This window comes from Alistipes sp. Marseille-P2263 (assembly GCF_018101075.1).
GTDB classification, from domain to species: domain Bacteria; phylum Bacteroidota; class Bacteroidia; order Bacteroidales; family Rikenellaceae; genus Alistipes; species Alistipes dispar.
Genome location: NZ_JAGQEJ010000003.1, coordinates 269,842 through 287,386 on the forward strand (window position 1 = coordinate 269,842; position 17,545 = coordinate 287,386).

Consider the following 17,545-nt stretch of genomic DNA (forward strand, 5'->3'; position numbering starts at 1 on the left):
TTATTTTATCGGATGAAAACCCGTCCCGCACGAGGCGGAACGGAAATAATCGCTATATTTGTTCCGATCTTGGCGTCATGGGGAGGGGAAAGCAATGCAACTATCCGACAAATACGGTCCGACGGACGACTTCGGGCGTTTTTTCGACGAATACCGTCCGCGGCTGATCGCATTCGCCCGCGGATATGTCCGGGACCGGCTCGTTGCCGAAGACCTCGCCACCGACTCCTTCCTCTATTTCTGGGAGAACCGCTCCCGCATCGACACGGGCGGAAATCCGGCCGCCTACGTCCTCAAGACGCTCCGCCACAAATGCCTCAACCACCTGCGGGCGCAAGCCGTGCGGCTGCGGGCCCACGGCGAGATGGAGGAGTTGCAACAACGCGTGCTGCGCGAAAGCATCCGCTCGCTGGAGATGTGCGATCCCGAACGGCTGTTCGAGGGCGAGGTCGAACGGATCGTCCGCGACTGCCTGGACGAAATGCCCGAACTGACCCGCAGCGTCTTCACCGAACAGCGGCTCCGGGGACGCTCCTACCGCGAAGTCGCCGCACAGTACGGCATCAGCGAACGGCGCGTCGAGACCGAGCTGGGCAAAGCCCTCGGAAAACTGCGCCTCGCCCTGCGCGACTACCTGCCCGCCGTGCTCGCGGCGGCCGTGCTGGAACGCCTCACGCGGCAATTCTGAAAATATTTTCCCGAAAAACGTGTCCTTTCGCGGGAAACCGCCCTGTTGAAGTGCTTTTATAATGAACGCCCCGAAAAGCGGGCGGAGGGAAAAGCATGGAAAAAGAGATTCTGTACCGTTTTTTCAGAGGAGAGACCGGCCCCGACGAGGAGCGCCGGCTCATGGAATGGCTCGATGCGGACGAGGAGAACCGCCGCACGTTCGACCGCGAACGCGCCGTGTTCGACGCCCTGCTGCTCTTCGCCCCCGTTCCCGGAGCCGCGCAACGCAGCCCCGGAATGCGTCTGCGCCGCATGGCGGGCGCCGCGGCACGCATCGCGGCCGTCGTCGCCCTGGCGGTCGGCGTCGGCTGGGGGTTCGTCGCCCACCGCGAACGCGGCTGGGAGCAGCTGACCAACCGTGTGGTAGTCCCCGCCGGACAGCGCATCAACCTGACCCTGCAGGACGGAACCTCCGTATGGCTCAACTCCGGCGCCGAAATCGAATACCCGGCCCTCTTCGCCGGCGACACGCGGCAGGTAAGACTCAAAGGCACGGCGCTGTTCGACGTCAGCCACGACGCCGGACATCCCTTCGTCGTGGAGACCTACGCCTGCCGGGTGGAGGTGCTCGGCACGCGCTTCAACGTCAATGCAGACGAACAGCACGGCATCTTCTCGACGGCCCTGCTGCGGGGCAGCGTGCGTGTCACGCCGCACGACGCCCCGCAGCGGCAGGTCACGCTCAGACCCAACGAAAAGGTATCGCTGCACGACGGACGGCTGACGCTCGGACGGGCCGACGATCCGAACGAATACCTCTGGACCGAGGGGCTGATCTCGGTCAGCGGCTGCTCGTTCGAGGAGCTCCTGCACCGTCTCGAACACTGCTACGGGGTGCGGTTCGACGTGCGGCTGAAAGAGATGCCGCAATTCGAGGCCGTCGGCAAAATCCGCATCTCGGACGGCATCGAGCACGCCCTCGACATCCTCCAGCGCAACTGCGACTTCGAATACGCCTACGACTCGCAAACCAACGAAATAACCATCTACCGATAAAATAGCACGAACCTTAAAACCTGCCTGCCTATGAGATAACACGAGCCTTTCTGAGGCCGTCGCCGCCGATCGCGGAAGCCATCGGAAAAAATGCCCGAAGTCGTTGGCGCGACCCCGGGCGGCAAGGATAACGGCCATTCGCATCTGACGGAACAACCCAAATTATTATCCTTTAACTGACAAAGATATGAAGAAAAAAGTATCAGGCAATACAAAAAGCCTGATAATCTCGCTATTCGCGGTTTTGTCATGCCTGACGGCCTCGCACGCCTCGGCCCAGACCGCACGCGTGACGATCGGCATGCGGCAAGTGAAAATGGAACAGGTGATGAACGAAATCGAAAAACAGACCCGTTACCTGTTCATCCACGACAAGAATCTCGACACCGACCGGACGGTAAGCGTCGAGGTTCGGGACCGGCCGGTGGCCGAAGCCCTCGAACAGATGGTCGGAGGCACGGGGCTGACCTACGAAATCAACGGCTCGAACATCATTCTCTCGGAACGAAGGGGGGGGGTCGGCGCCATCCCGGACGAAACGCCGCAAACGGTAGCCGGCACGGTGACCGATTCCCGCGGGCTGCCCGTGATCGGCGCCTCGGTCATCATCAAGGGCACGACGATCGGCGTGAGCACGGACGTGAACGGCGGCTTCGAACTCCGTATCCCGTCCGGCACGCAGGCCCCCGTGCTGCTGGTCAATTACCTGGGATACGAACCGCAGGAGGTCGCCGTGAACGGACGCAGCGAAATCGCCGTCACGATGCAGGAGTCGGCCGTAGCCGTGGAGAACGTCGTGGTGACGGCGCTCGGCATCAAGCGGCAGGAGAAGGCCCTCTCCTACAACGTGCAGCAGGTGAAGGCCGAGGACATCACGACGGTCAAGGACGCCAACTTCATGAACTCGCTCAACGGCAAGGTCGCCGGCGTGCAGATCAACGCCTCGGCGGCCGGCGTCGGCGGCGCGGCCCGCGTGGTGATGCGCGGCGCGAAGTCCATCTACAAGGACAACAACGCCCTCTACGTGATCGACGGCGTGCCGATGACCAACATCTCCTTCGGCTCGAACGACGACGGTCTGCAAGGCAACTACGTGGGTTCGGACGGCGTGGCGGACATCAACCCCGACGACATCGAGTCGATCTCGGTGCTGACGGGTCCCTCGGCCGCGGCCCTCTACGGCTCGGACGCCGCCAACGGCGTGGTGCTCATCAACACGAAGAAAGGCGAGGCCGGCCGGACGAGCGTGAGCTTCTCGAACAGCACGACCTTCTCCTCGCCGCTGGTGATGCCCCGCTTCCAGAACCGCTACGGCAACGTGGCCGGATCGTACCAGAGCTGGGGCGACAGGACCTCGCGGCGGTTCGATCCGGAGGGATTCTTCAACACGGGATCGAACGTCAATAACTCGTTCACCTTCTCCACGGGCACGAAGCGCTACCAGTCCTACTTCTCGGCGGCGACGACCAACGCCCGCAACATCCTGCCCAACAGCGGATACAACCGCTACAACTTCACCTTCCGCAACACGTTCAGCTTCCTCGACGAAAAACTGACGGCGGACGTCGGCGCCAGCTACATCCTGCAGGACAACAAGAACATGATCTCCTCGGGACAGTACTTCAACCCGCTGCCGGCACTCTACCTCTTCCCGCGCGGCGACGACTTCGACAACGTGCGCATGTACCAGATCTGGGACGAGTCGCGCAACCTCTACACGCAGAACTGGACCTACGGCTCGGGCGACATGTCGTTCCAGAACCCCTACTGGATCATGAACAAGATGATAAACGAGACGAAGAAGCGCCGCTACATGCTCTCCGCGAGCCTGAAATACGACGTGACCAAGTGGCTCAACGTCACCGGCCGCGTGAAGGTGGACAACGCCGACATGGACATCACGAACAAGCGCTATGCCGGAACCGACACCAACTTCGCGGGCGAAAAGGGCCTCTACAACATCGAGAAGCGCAACGACCGCCAGATCTACGCCGACGCCATCGCCAACGTGGACCTCTACTTCGCCGACGACTACCACCTGACGGCCAACGTCGGCGGGTCGATCAAGGACGTGCAGATGGACCTCATGGGCTGGGGCGGCGACCTGCGCAAGATTCCCAACTTCTTCTCGATCACCAACATCTCCACCACGTCGTACAAGGAGCGCGAGGACGGCTCGCACGTGCAGTCGCAGAGCGTCTTCGCCAATGTCGAACTGTCGTGGAAGAGCATGCTCTACCTCACGGTGACGGGCCGCAACGACTGGGAATCGGCGCTGGCCTTCTCGAAATACAAGTCCTTCTTCTACCCCTCGGTGGGTCTCTCGGCCGTGATCTCCGAAATGGTCGAGCTGCCCGAATGGTTCTCGTTCCTCAAGCTGCGCGCCTCCTATTCGGCCGTGGGATCCTCCTATGCGGCCTACCTGACCAAACCCTACTACAACTACAAGGGCCAGACGCACGAATGGGATTCGCTCCACCGCTTCCCGAACGACGACCTCAAGCCCGAGAAGACCAAGTCGTGGGAGGTGGGCCTCAACGCCCGCTTCTTCGGCGGCAAGCTCAACCTCGACGCCACGTGGTACCGTTCGGACACCTTCAACCAGACCTTCGAATCGACCCCCTCCTCGACGTCGGGCTACTCGTCGGTGCTCGTACAGGCCGGACAGGTCCGCAACTCGGGTCTCGAAATGCTGCTCAGCTACCATAACACATGGCGCGACTTCTCGTGGAACACGAGCGTGACCTACACGATGAACCGCAACAAGATCATCAAGCTCGCCAACGGCGTCATCAGCCCCGTGGACGGCAAGCCTATCGACATGCCCTACCTGGAGAAGGCCACGCTGGGCAACACCGGTTCGCCGCAGGTGATCCTCTACGAGGGCGGCACGATGGGCGACCTGTATATCAACCGCGAGCTGCGCACCGACGGCAACGGCAACATCTACGTCGATCCGGCCACCAACAAGGTCGAACTGACGACCACCGAACGCCGCAAGGTGGCCAGTCTGATGCCCAAGGGCAACATCGGCTGGAACAACAGCTTCGCATGGAAGGGCATCAACCTCAACGTCATGCTCGCGGCCCGTCTGGGCGGTTCGGTCGTCTCGAACACCGAGGCGTTCCTCGACTACTACGGCGTCTCGGAGCGTTCGGCCGCCGCGCGCGACGCCGGAGGCGTCCGGGTGAACAACGGCATGGTGGACGCCAAGAACTACTACCAAACCATCGGCGCGGGCACGGGCGCCGGAGCCTACTACATCTACGACGCCACGAATGTCCGGCTGCAGGAGCTCTCGCTGGCCTACACGCTGCCCAAGCGCTGGTTCGCCGACAAACTGTCGATGACCGTCTCGCTCGTGGGCCGCAACCTATGGATGATCTACAACAAGGCGCCCTTCGATCCCGAACTGACCACCTCGACCACCAACAACTTCCTGCAGGGCGTGGACTACTTCATGCTGCCCAGCCTGCGGAACATCGGATTCACCGTGAAGTTACAATTCTAAAACCCCGACCAAAATGAAAACAAACCGGATATTCCGCCGGATCGGCCGGCTGACCGCAATGGGCGCGACGCTCGCGGCCGTGGCCTGCACCGGCAGCTTCGAAGAGTACAACACCAAACCCTACCGTCCGTCGGACGAGGACCTCGAGGGCGACAATGTCGGCGTGGGCATCCTCTTCCCGTCGATGATGGAATGGATGATGCACGTGCAGGTGAACGCCTCGCAGTACCACGACGTGCTGCTGGGCGACGAGCTGGGCGGCTATGCATCGGCCGTGAAATCCTACCAGGGCCAGAACATAGCGACCTACAACCCGTCGGACGACTTCAACGACCCGCTGTTCGAGAACACCTTCTCGAACTTCTACGGCAACTACTTCCAGATCATGACGGAAACGGGCGGCGAAGGCCCCGTGTACGAGCTGTCGCGGATCATCCGCGTGGCCTCGATGCTGCGCGTGACCGACGCCTACGGTCCGATCCCCTACTCGAAGATGCAGAACGGAACCTTCTCCGTGCCCTACGACAGCCAGCGCGACGTCTATATGGCGATGATCGACGACCTGGACGAAGCCATGGAGTCGCTCCACACCTTCGCCGCGGCCGGCGGCGGTTCGCTGCTGAGCGACTTCGACATCAGCACCTACAAGGGCGACGTCAGCCTGTGGATCCAGTTCGCCAACACGCTCAAGCTGCGCATGGCGATCCGCATGAGCGGCGTGGAGTCCGAGGCGCAGCGCATCGCCGAGGAGGCCGTGGCCGCCATCGACACCTACGGACTGATCGACGCCAACGCCGAGAACCTGCAATTCACGCTCACCTCGCGCCGCAACCCCTACTACACGCAGGCGACGAGCGAATCGTGGCAGGACCTGCGCTCGAACGCCAACATCACGATGTATATGAACGCCTACGAGGACCCGCGGCGCAGCTCCTACTTCTCGAAGTCGGGCTACGACGAGACCTATGCGGGCGTGCGCTCGGGAATCGAGAACGTGCTGCCGACGACCTACGCCTCCTTCTCCTATCCGCTCTTCGCGGAGACGGACCCCGTGCCGGTCATGTACGCCGCCGAGAGCTGGTTCCTGCGGGCCGAAGGAGCGCTGCTGGGCTGGGCGATGGGCGACACGCCCGAGAACCTCTACAACACGGGCGTGAAGACCTCCTTCGAGCAGTGGGGCTGCTCGTCCTCCTACGAAGGCTACATCGCCTCGACGCTGACGCCCCGACTCGCCTACACCGACCCCGCGGGGAAGCACGACCAGCCGAACTTCGGCCAGGCCGTCTCGGTGAAATGGGCCGACGACGGACACGAGCTGGAGCGCATCATCACCCAGAAGTGGATCGCCAACCACATGATCGGCCACGAGGCCTGGGCCGACTTCCGCCGGACGGGCTATCCCAGAATGATGATGGCCGTGAACAACCTCGGCGCCGCAGGCGGCATGTGGGGCAGCGTGGACGGCGACCGCGGAATGCGCCGCCTGCACTATCCGCAGTCGGAATACGACAACAACCGGGAGAACGTGCTCGGCGGCATCCAACTGCTCGGCGGTCCCGACGAATACTCCACCGACGTATGGTGGGCCAAGAAACAGAACTGACACACGAACCGAAAAACGCCATTCCAATGAAAAAGAACATCATAAGACTGTCCGCCCTCCTGTTGGCCGCGGCTCCGCTCGCAGCCTGCGACGACTGGACCGAACCCGAAGCGCAGGACTTCACGCAGCGCTTCCCGGAATCCTATTACGAAAACCTGCGGGCCTACAAGGCTTCCGACCACTCGATCACCTTCGGATGGTTCGGCGGATGGGACCCCAAGGCCGCCACGACCGGATCGAGCCTGATGGGCATTCCCGACAGCGTGGACCTGGTGGCCAACTGGGCCTCGTTCTACCTGACCGAGGAACAGAAGGCCGAAGCGAAGGCCGTGAAGGCGAAAAAGGGGACCGACGTGGTCGTGACACTCCTGCTGATGGACATCGGCCGCACGATCACGCCCGACGAGGTGACCGCAGGCATCACGGGCAAGGACGAAATCGCCCGGGCGATGCGCCACTACTGGGGCTGGTCCGACGACGCCGACGCGGCGGAAATCGAAGCCGCGATCCGCAAATACGCCAGCGCAGTGGTGGACGTCGTGCTGGAAAACGAATACACGGGCCTCGACCTGGACTACGAGCCGAGCTATTCGGACCACAAGGGGAACATCGTGAACGACCTGCCGTCCCAGGGCGACATCTACGCCGGAACGACTCCCGCCGAGCGGACCTTCTGGTTCGTGGACGAATGCGGCAGACGCCTCGGCCCGAAATCCGGCAGCGGCAAGCTGCTGATCGTGGACGGCGAGGTGGCCAAAATGCCGGTCGGCACGATCGAATACTTCGACTACTACATCCTGCAAACCTATTCCCTCAGCTACCAAAGCAATCTGGACACCAGACTCGGAGCGTTAATCGGCGCTTTCAGCGATGTGCTCGACGAGAAGACGATCACCAACCGCACGATCGTCTGCGAGAACTTCGAGCCGGAGGCCCTGTGGAAGAACGGCGGCACGACCTACGTGCTGCCCGACGGTTCGACGACCAACTCGCTGCACGGCATGGCGACGTGGCAGCCCTACACGGGCTACCGCAAGGGAGGCTTCGGCGCCTACCAGATGCAGAACGATTTCAAGAACGACTGCTACAAGTACTACCGGGAGGCCATCCACGCGATGAACGAACTGGAAAATGCCAACGAATAAAACCATGAAAAGACCTATGAGAACGATACTGAACGGCCGCTGCCGGGCGCTGCTCGCCGGCGCGGCGCTGCTGACGACCGCCTTCGGCTGCGACAACGCCGACCTCGGAGCGATCGACAACGCAGCCTACATAGCCGAAGCGCAGAAGGAGACCAGCTCGACGGTGGAGGTCGGCAACGACGGAGCCACCGCGTCGCTGACGGCCCGGCTGGGCGGCAAGGCCGACGGCGAATACTCCTTCCGGATCGAAGCCGACCCGGAAGTGCTGGAGCGGTTCAACGCCCTGAACGGAACCTCCTACACGCTGCTGCCCGAAACGGGCTACGAAATTCCCGGAGCCCCGCTCGTGATCGGGACCGGCGAAGTGGCGGCGACGCCCGTCGCGATAAAGATCCTGCCCTACACGCAGGAGATGGACGACTCGGGACAGACCTACGCCCTGCCCGTCACGCTGCGCAGCCTCGACGGCAGGATGACCGTGCTGGACGACGCCTCGCAGTTCCTCATCGTCTGCAACCGCAAGAAGATCGTTCCGGCCCCCGTCTTCAACTCGGAGTATGCGACCGGCGGCGTCACGAAACGCAACCGCGTGATCCTGAACATGAAGGATGCGCCGATCGCCTTCACGGCCTACACCTTCGAATTCATGATGTATAAGGAGGCGTTCGACTACCGCAACTACATGATCGTCGGCTTCGACAACGAGGACGGACTGGGCAACCGCATGTGGGTGCGCTTCGAAGCCTCCTCGACGACCGCCGACCAGGAGAACCGCTGGATGCAGATCAACTCCGTGGTGAAACCCGCCGTGACGGCCACCGCGCCCTGCGAGGCGAAGAAATGGCAGCACGTGGCGATCGTCTTCGACGGCTCATCGACGAAGCTCTACCTCGACGGTTCGCTGGTGGCCGACAAGGCCACGGCCTCGCCCTCGATCACCTTCCGCCACTTCTCGTTCCTGCCGCAGCCGTCGTACTGCACCTCGACGATCTCGTTCCGCGAAGCCCGTCTGTGGAACACGGTGCGCACCGAGGCCCAGCTCAAGAACAACATGAACAGCGTGGACCCCAACAGCGAAGGACTGCTGGGATACTGGAAGATGGACGAAGGCCAGGGCTACGTCTTCAAGGACGCCACGGGCCACGGCAACGACGGCGAGTGCACCTACTCGAACGCCGGAGACATCTGGGATCCGCAGGTCTATGGACCGGCCACCGGACTGAAGTGGGTCGAGGACATGAACGAAATGGACGAGTAACGGCCTTTCGGCACGAACCGAACCGCTTTACGCAACCGACCGATGCAGGAGCGGGAAGCCTTTCCGGCTCCTGCATCTTTTCCCCAAAAGAACCGATATGAAAAACAACAACCGCTTCATTCTGGGCGGTCTCGCGACAGCCGCCCTGACGGGCTGCGGCGGACAGCCCGAACCGCCCCGCAGGCCGATGAACATCCTCTACATCATGACCGACGACCACACGTCGCAGATGATGAGCTGCTACGACGGCCGCTACGCCTCGACCCCGAATCTCGACCGAATCGCCGAAGAGGGCGTGCGCTTCACGAACAGCTTCGTGGCGAACTCGCTCAGCGGACCCAGCCGCGCCTGCATGCTCACCGGGAAGCATTCGCACAAGAACGGATTCTACGACAACACCACCTGCGTGTTCGACGGCTCGCAGCAGACCTTCCCCAAACTCCTCCGCAAGGCCGGATACGAAACGGCCATCGTCGGGAAATGGCATCTCGAAAGCCTCCCGACGGGCTTCGACCATTGGGAAATACTGCCCGGGCAGGGAGACTACTACAACCCCGACTTCATCCGGCAGACGGGAGACACGGTGCGCTGCGAAGGTTATATCACGAACATCATCACCGACAAGAGCATCGAGTGGCTCGAGCACGGACGCGACCCGGAGAAGCCCTTCTGTCTCGTGGTGCACCACAAGGCGCAGCACCGCAACTGGATGGCCGACACGTGCGACCTCGCGCTTTTCGAGGACCGCACGTTCCCCGTGCCGGAGACCTTCTACGACGACTACGAAGGACGTCCGGCAGCCGCCGCACAGGAGATGTCCATCGCCTCGAACCACGACATGGACCCGATATACGACCTCAAAATGCGGCAGCCGGGCCGGAAAAGCCGCCTCAGCGACGCATACGAGGCGATGATCGGGCGCATGACCCCGGAACAGCGCGCGGCGTGGGACCGCTTCTACGAGCCGATCGCAGCGGACTTCTACGCCCGCAACCCGCAGGGGCGCGAACTGGCCGAATGGAAGTTCACCCGCTACATGCGCGACTACCTCAAAACGCTCAAATCCCTCGACGACAACGTGGGACGGCTGCTCGACTACCTCGAGGAGTCGGGACTCGCCGGGAACACCCTCGTAGTGTACACCTCCGACCAGGGATTCTACATGGGAGAGCACGGCTGGTTCGACAAACGGTTCATGTACGAGGAGTCGCTGCGGACCCCGCTCGTGATGCGGATGCCGGGCGGTGCGAAGGGACAGATCGCGGAGATGGTCCAGAACATCGACTACGCCCCCACGTTCCTCGAGCTGGCCGGAGCGCCCGTACCCGAGGACATTCAGGGCCGGTCGCTGCTGCCCCTGCTGCGGGGCGGGCATCCGGAAGACTGGAGAGAGTCGATCTACTACCATTTCTACGAATACCCGGCCGAGCACATGGTGAAACGCCATTACGGAGTGCGCGACGAACGGTGGAAGCTGATACACTTCTACGACGACATCGACGTGTGGGAGCTCTACGACCTCGAAGCCGATCCCCGCGAGCTGCACAATCTCTTCGGAAATCCGGCCTACGCCGCCGAGCAGGAGCGGATGATGAAGGAGCTGGTGAAACTCCAGACGCAGTACGACGACACGGCGGCGATGGAAAAGAACGCATCCTACGACCGTAAAAGATAGGAAGACATGGAACACGCAATCCTGCGGGCCGCCGTATCGTTCGCGGCGGGTCTCGCACTCACCGCCTGCGCGGCTCCGGCGGCCGAGGAACTTCCGACGCTGCTTCCCCAACCACGCGAAACGGTCTGGAAAAGCGGTTCGTACCGGCTGCCGGAACGGGTGCGGATCGGATACGACTCGCCCGGACTCGCCGCGACGGCCGGGTACCTCGCCGAAGCGCTCGCACCCTACGCCACCGCGACGACGGCCGAAGGCGAGGGCGACATCACGCTCTCGACGGATACGGCGTCGCTGGCCGAAGAGGCCTACCGCCTCTCGGTCTCCCGCCCGGGCATCCGCATCACCGCCGGATCGCCGCGCGGCGCGGCGAACGGCATCGCCACGCTGCGGCAGCTGCTCCCGCCCGGCGCAGTCCGGGAAGCGGAGATTCCCTGTACGGAGATCGCCGACGAACCGGCCTTCGGCTGGCGCGGGGCGATGCTCGACGTGAGCCGCCACTTCTTCGACAAGGAGGAGATTCTCGGGCTGCTCGACCAGATGGCCCGGCTCAAGCTCAACAAATTCCACTGGCATCTGACGGACGACCAGGGCTGGCGCATCGAAATCCGGCGTTACCCCGACCTGACCGGGAAGGGCGCCTGGCGGCACTTCAACAAGCAGGACACGATCTGCACGGGCCGCGCGCGCCGGGAGCTGAACGACGACTTCCTGCTGCCGGAAAAGCGGCTGCGGACCGAGGGGGCCGACACGCTCTACGGCGGCTGCTACACGCAGCGGGACATCCGCGAGATCGTCTCCTACGCCGCCGCACGGGGAATCGACGTGATTCCCGAGATCGACATGCCGGGGCACTTCCTGCAGGCCATCGAACACTACCCGTGGCTCACCTGCTTCCGACCCGAGACCTGGAGCGAGCAGGCTTTCTCCTCGCCGCTCTGTCTGGGCAGGGACGACGTGCTGCGGTTCTGCGAGGAGATCTGGGAGGAGGTCTTCGAACTCTTTCCCTACGAGTACGTCCATATCGGCGGCGACGAGGTGAACATGAAGAACTGGAACCGCTGTCCGCGCTGCCGGGCCCGGATGCGTGCCGAGGGGCTGGCCGACGGCCACGCTCTGCAAGCGTGGTTCACCCGCCGGATGCAGCGCTTCTTCACCGAACACGGCCGCCGCATGATCGGCTGGGACGAACTGCTCGCCGACGAGGTAGATCCGGCCACGACGATCATGTGGTGGCGACCCTGGGAGCCGCAGTCGGTGAGCGACGCGACCCGCCGGGGCTGCGACGTGATCGTGAGCGCGCAGTCGTGGTTCTACTTCTCGCTGGAGGAGGACGCCGGATCGCTCGCGCGCACTGCCGGATTCGAAATCCGCCCCGACTCGCTCTCCGACGAGCAGAAGGCCCGCATCAAAGGCATCCAGGGCCACCTCTGGACCGAAAAGGTTCCCTCGTGGTCGCGCGCCGAGTACATGCTCTACCCGCGGCTGCTGATCGTGGCCGAGAAGGGTTGGTGCGCGCCGGAGCGCGTCAGCGAAGAGTCGCTGATGCCGCGGCTGCTCCGCTACTGCGAACGGCTGGACGCCGAAGGGATCAACTACCGGATCCCCTCGCTGAGAAACTACCACGAATTCTGCGTCTTCACCGACTCGGTCCGGACCACGGCCGAATGCCCGCTGCCGACGGCGATCCTGCGCTACACGCTCGACGGATCGGTCCCGACCGCCGCATCGCAGCGCTACACGGGTCCGATGACCTTCCGCGACGACGCCACGCTGCGCCTCCGGGCCTTCCATGCCGACGGCCGCACGGGCGACTGGGTGACGATCCGCTACGAGAAATGCGGCTTCGCACGGCCCGCCGAACCGCGCGAAACGCAGCCGGGACTGCTGGCCGAGTGGTATTTCAAGCGTTTTCCGGACTGCGCCGCTATCGGCGGAGCGCAGGCCGACGGACGGTGTGTGGCCGATTCGGTCCACTTCCCGCAGGAGGCCACGGGCCGGCGGGCCGTGGGTATCGTCTTCCGCGGATACATCGACGTGCCGGAGAAGGGCATCCATACCTTCGCACTCGCCTCGAACGACGGCAGCGTCCTGCGGATCGGCGACCGCGTGGTGATCGACAACGACGGCGAGCACCCGCTGCTCGAGAAGACCGGACAGGCGGCCCTTTCGGCCGGACTGCACCCGCTCGAACTGCGTTTCTTCGACTACAACGGCGGCAAGGTGCAACTGTCGCTCGTCAGCGAGGACGGCAGCCGCCGGACGCTCGACGGGAAGTGGCTGCGGCACGTTCCTGCGGAAAGCCGGTAATCCCGGCGACCCGCACGCGGTGCGCCGCCGCCCCGGAAAGAGCATCTTCCCGGAAAGGCCCCGCCGGCCGGGACCGTCCGGAATCCGAAAAGCGCTTCACCCCCGTCGCACGACGAATGCGGCGGGGGTGAATCCGTCAGGGGCCCGCAGGCCGGGCACGAATTCCGCGCAACACGAATTCCGCGCAAGTCGCTGAAAATCAAAATCAGGAGCATCCCGTCCCGACGGATTGTAAGGAAAATCGCCCTTTACGACGAAAAAATGAAGCCGCAGGGTACAATCTGACAATAAATTCATATATTTGTGATACGTTAGAAACCCAACTAATCTAAAACACAATGGAACAGACCAAAGTGCGGGAGTTGCAGGACGTCGTGATCCGCTTTTCGGGCGACTCGGGCGACGGCATGCAGCTTACAGGCACGCTCTTCTCCGACACTTCGGCGCTCATGGGAAACGGCATCTCGACCTTCCCCGACTACCCCGCCGAAATCCGCGCCCCGCAGGGAACCGTCGCGGGCGTCTCGGGATTCCAGGTACACTTCGGCGACCACCGCGAGCTGAACCCCGGCGACTACTGCGACGTGCTGGTGGCGATGAATCCCGCGGCCCTGAAGGCCAACCGCAAATGGCTCAAGCGCGGCGCCACGGTCATCATCGACGGCGACTCGATCACCGAGGAGCACCTCAGAAAGGCCGGATTCGCCACGTCCGACCCGATCGCCGAGCTGGGACTCGACGAGTACAACGTCGTCGTGCCCGACATCACCACGATGACGCGCGAGGCGCTCAAGGAGACGGGACTCGACAACAAGTCGGTCGTCAAGTGCAAGAACATGTTCGCGCTGGGCATCTGCTTCTGGCTCTTCGACCGCCCGGAGGATTACGCCCGCCGCTACCTCGATACGAAATTCGCCAGGAAGAACCCCGCCGTGGCCGAAGCCAACAAGCTGGCCATCGACGCCGGGTACAACTATGCGGCCAACACGCACCAGTTCGCCAACCATTACAGCGTGGCCTCCGCCCCCCTCGAGAAGGGAACCTACCGCTCGATCTCGGGCAACGTGGCCACGGCGTGGGGGCTCTGCGCCGCGGCCGAGAAGGCCGGGCTGCCGCTCTTCTGCGGTTCGTATCCCATCACTCCCGCCACGGTGATCCTCGAGGAGCTGGCCAAGCGCAAGGACCTCGGGGTGAAGACCGTGCAGGCCGAAGACGAGATCGCCGGCATCTGCACGGCCATCGGCGCGGCCTATGCCGGGAACTTCGCCGTGACGACCACCTCCGGCCCGGGCCTGTCGCTCAAGAGCGAGGCGCTGGGACTGGCCGTGATGACCGAACTGCCGCTGGTGGTCGTGGACGTGCAGCGCGGAGGTCCCTCGACGGGCCTGCCGACGAAAACCGAGCAGAGCGACCTCCAGCAGGCCCTCTACGGCCGCAACGGCGAGTGCCCGGCGGTCGTGATGGCCGCCTCGTCGCCGAGCGACTGTTTCCACTACGCCTTCGAGGCGGGACGCATCGCCATGGAGCACATGACGCCTGTCATCCTGCTCTCCGACGGATTCATCGCCAACGGCTCCGAACCGTGGCGCATCCCGCAGATGAAGGACTACCCGGCCATCTGTCCGCCGATCGTGGACGAGGCCCCCGAGGGAGGATTCATGCCCTACGTGCGCAACGAGAAACTGGCCCGCGGGTGGGCGTTCCCCGGCAAGGTCGGGCTGGAACACCGCGTGGGCGGTCTGGAGAAGGACTGCGTGAAGGGCTGCATCTCGATCGACCCGGACAACCACCAGAAAATGGTGAAGACCCGCGCGGCCAAGGTGGCCCTCGTCGCCGAGGACATCCCCGCGCAGGAGGTCTGGGGCGATGCGGAAGGCGACCTGCTGGTCGTGGGCTGGGGCGGCACGCGCGGCCACCTGCAGAACGCCGTGGACGAAATGCGCCGCGAAGGCCGCAAGGTGTCGCTGTGCCACTTCAACTACATCAACCCCCTGCCGCGCGGCGTGCGCGAGATTTTCGCCCGCTTCCGCAAGATCGTCGTCTGCGAGCTCAACGAAGGACAGTTCGCCGCCTACCTGCGGCAGGAGTTGCAGGAGTTCCGCTACGAACAGTACAACAAGTGCGAAGGGCTGCCCTTCACGGTGGTCGAGCTTCGCCGGAAATTCGAATCCTTACTGAAATAACGCCATGGCACAATACAACTACACCCCCGCGGATTTCAAGAGCGACCAGGAGGTGCGCTGGTGTCCCGGATGCGGCGACCACGCCATCCTGAACGCCGTGCAGCGCGCCCTGCCCGAAATCGCCGACGCGACCGACACGCCGCACAACCTCTTCACGTTCATCTCGGGCATCGGCTGCTCGTCGCGCTTCATCTACTACATGAAGACCTTCGGGTTCCACTCCGTACACGGCCGCGCCAACGCCGTGGCGACGGGCGTCAAGGTGGCCAACCCGCGCCTGAACGTCTGGGTCACCACCGGCGACGGCGACTCGCTGGCCATCGGCGGCAACCATTTCATCCACGCCATCCGCCGCAACGTGGACCTCAACGTGATCCTATTCAACAACGAGATCTACGGCCTGACCAAAGGACAGTACTCCCCCACCTCGAAACTGGGCAAGATAACCAAGACCTCGCCCTACGGCACGGTCGAGAAGCCGTTCAACCCCGGCGAGCTGGTGATCGGCGCCAAGGGCACGTTCTTCGCGCGTTCGATCGACATGGAGGTGCAGCTCTCGAAGGAGTGCATCGTCGCGGCAGCCGAACACAAAGGCATGTCGGTCGTCGAGATGCTCCAGAACTGCGTGATCTTCAACGACAAGACCCATGCGGCGTTCGCCGCCGACAAGGCCACGCGCGCCGAGCGGACCATCACGCTGCGCCACGGCGAAAAGATGCTCTTCGGCGCCAACCGGGAGAAGGGCCTCGTCTTCGAGAACATGCGGCTGAAGGTGGTGACCGTCGGAGAGGACGGCTACACGCTGGACGACATCCTGACGCACGACGCCCACGAGCGCGACACGACGCTGCACGTGATGCTCGCCGCGATGAAGTATCCCGACTACCCGGTGGCGCTGGGCGTGATCCGCGCCGTGGAGGACGACGCCGTGTACGATGCGGCCGTCGAACGGCAGGTCGAGGAGGTGAAGGCCGCGAGCAAAATCCGTTGCGTGGACGATCTCCTGCGCTCGGGAGCCACATGGGAGGTGAAATGACGCGCCTCTCGGCAAAACGCACGGCCGGGTCTCCATCGCGGAGATCCGGCTGTTTTTCGAATGCCCCGCAATCGTTCGGAATCATGCAACACGCATACACCGCCGGGCCGGGCGAAGTCGTCCGGGACATACCGCCCGGAGGACGCAACACCGGCGGCGCCCCGGCCAACTCCGCCTGGCACACGGTCCAGTCCGGCTACGAAGCCGCCGCCGCAAGACCGCGGAACGCGATGCGGAGGGCGCCATGTCCCGCCTGCCGGAGTTCCGACGATCCGGAGCCGGTCAATCGGAGCCGGGCGGGCTGTTCCGCGGTCCGCTCCCGACCGTACACCGGCACCCCCTCCGGCCGCGCGGCACGGACGGCCAAACCCTACACGCATCGCGCCCCGCTTCGGAAGCGGCCCGGAGCGGGCGTTTTTTCATTTTCCCGGGCGATTCTGGTACTCTCTTTGCAAAAGCCGAAACCGGAGTGTTTCACTTAATGCTTTTCTATCATGAAAAAATTATTGCTTACGTTCGTTTGCGCAGCGGCCGCGCTCGGCGTCTGCGCCGCACCCGAGAAGATCGGGTTCGACAAACTGCCGAAATCGTCGCAGGAGTTCATCCAGAAAAACTTCCCGCGCGAGGTGGTGAAAGACACCGAAATGGACCGCGAGGCGTCGTGGGACAAGTACACCGTCTATTTCAACAGCGGCTCCCGCGTATCGTTCGAAGGCGGCAAGGGAGACTGGTCGGAGATCGTGATGAAGAACGGCGCGGTTCCCGCGACCGTCATTCCCGTCAGAATCAAGACCTACGTCGCCGACAACTATTCCCAGAGCATGGTCAATCGGCTCTCGACCATGAAGGAGGGTTACAAGGTCGGGCTCACGAACGGCCTGACGCTCTACTTCGACAAGGAGGGCAAATTCAAGAAACTGGACAGGTAACAGTCATCCGCTTCCGCATCAGAGGTCGTTTGACCTGCCTTTCCCGATTCACCCCGCAGCGAGCCCGGCCCGCGCGGGGCGAATCTTTTTCCGCGGCTCCGGCGACGGCCGCGGCCGCACCTCCCGGAAGCGTACATACGCCGGAATCCGGCCCGACAGACAATCGTCCTTCG

General features: G+C 63.3%; 11 protein-coding genes. All 11 read left to right on the top strand.

Going from position 1 to position 17,545, the window contains the following annotated elements:
- Nucleotides 1-94: 94 nt before the first annotated feature.
- The 11 genes from KB554_RS05775 to KB554_RS05825 all read left to right on the top strand — a co-directional run bounded on the left by KB554_RS05775 (nucleotide 95) and on the right by KB554_RS05825 (nucleotide 17,372).
- Nucleotides 95-688: an RNA polymerase sigma-70 factor gene (locus KB554_RS05775; protein WP_211035174.1), complete on the top strand. Its 594-nt coding sequence runs from the start codon at nucleotides 95-97 to the stop codon at nucleotides 686-688.
- 95 nt (nucleotides 689-783) lie between these two features.
- Nucleotides 784-1,725, top strand: a complete 942-nt coding sequence (locus KB554_RS05780; protein ID WP_211035175.1) for a FecR family protein — start codon at nucleotides 784-786, stop codon at nucleotides 1,723-1,725.
- 187 nt (nucleotides 1,726-1,912) lie between these two features.
- Complete coding sequence (locus KB554_RS05785; protein ID WP_211035176.1) at nucleotides 1,913-5,236, top strand: SusC/RagA family TonB-linked outer membrane protein; 3,324 nt, start codon at nucleotides 1,913-1,915, stop codon at nucleotides 5,234-5,236.
- Between the two features lie 13 nt (nucleotides 5,237-5,249).
- Nucleotides 5,250-6,839 carry a SusD/RagB family nutrient-binding outer membrane lipoprotein gene (locus tag KB554_RS05790; protein ID WP_211035177.1) on the top strand — a complete coding sequence of 530 codons (1,590 nt, stop codon included), beginning with the start codon at nucleotides 5,250-5,252 and terminating at the stop codon, nucleotides 6,837-6,839.
- Nucleotides 6,840-6,865: 26 nt separating this feature from the next.
- Nucleotides 6,866-7,984 (top strand): glycoside hydrolase family 18, encoded by a 1,119-nt coding sequence (locus KB554_RS05795; protein WP_211035178.1) that lies wholly within the window; start codon nucleotides 6,866-6,868, stop codon nucleotides 7,982-7,984.
- A 16-nt stretch (nucleotides 7,985-8,000) separates the two neighbouring features.
- On the top strand, nucleotides 8,001-9,242 hold the full coding sequence (locus KB554_RS05800) for a DUF1735 domain-containing protein (RefSeq protein ID WP_211035179.1): 1,242 nt from the start codon (nucleotides 8,001-8,003) through the stop codon (nucleotides 9,240-9,242).
- 97 nt (nucleotides 9,243-9,339) lie between these two features.
- Nucleotides 9,340-10,917 carry a sulfatase gene (locus KB554_RS05805; RefSeq protein WP_211035180.1) on the top strand — a complete coding sequence of 526 codons (1,578 nt, stop codon included), beginning with the start codon at nucleotides 9,340-9,342 and terminating at the stop codon, nucleotides 10,915-10,917.
- A gap of 6 nt (nucleotides 10,918-10,923) precedes the next feature.
- On the top strand, nucleotides 10,924-13,224 hold the full coding sequence (locus KB554_RS05810; RefSeq protein WP_211035181.1) for a family 20 glycosylhydrolase: 2,301 nt from the start codon (nucleotides 10,924-10,926) through the stop codon (nucleotides 13,222-13,224).
- A gap of 338 nt (nucleotides 13,225-13,562) precedes the next feature.
- Complete coding sequence (locus tag KB554_RS05815; RefSeq protein WP_211035182.1) at nucleotides 13,563-15,407, top strand: 2-oxoacid:acceptor oxidoreductase subunit alpha; 1,845 nt, start codon at nucleotides 13,563-13,565, stop codon at nucleotides 15,405-15,407.
- Nucleotides 15,408-15,411: 4 nt separating this feature from the next.
- On the top strand, nucleotides 15,412-16,443 hold the full coding sequence (locus tag KB554_RS05820; protein WP_211035183.1) for a 2-oxoacid:ferredoxin oxidoreductase subunit beta: 1,032 nt from the start codon (nucleotides 15,412-15,414) through the stop codon (nucleotides 16,441-16,443).
- 494 nt (nucleotides 16,444-16,937) lie between these two features.
- Nucleotides 16,938-17,372 (top strand): PepSY-like domain-containing protein, encoded by a 435-nt coding sequence (locus tag KB554_RS05825; protein WP_141427699.1) that lies wholly within the window; start codon nucleotides 16,938-16,940, stop codon nucleotides 17,370-17,372.
- Nucleotides 17,373-17,545 lie beyond the last annotated feature (173 nt).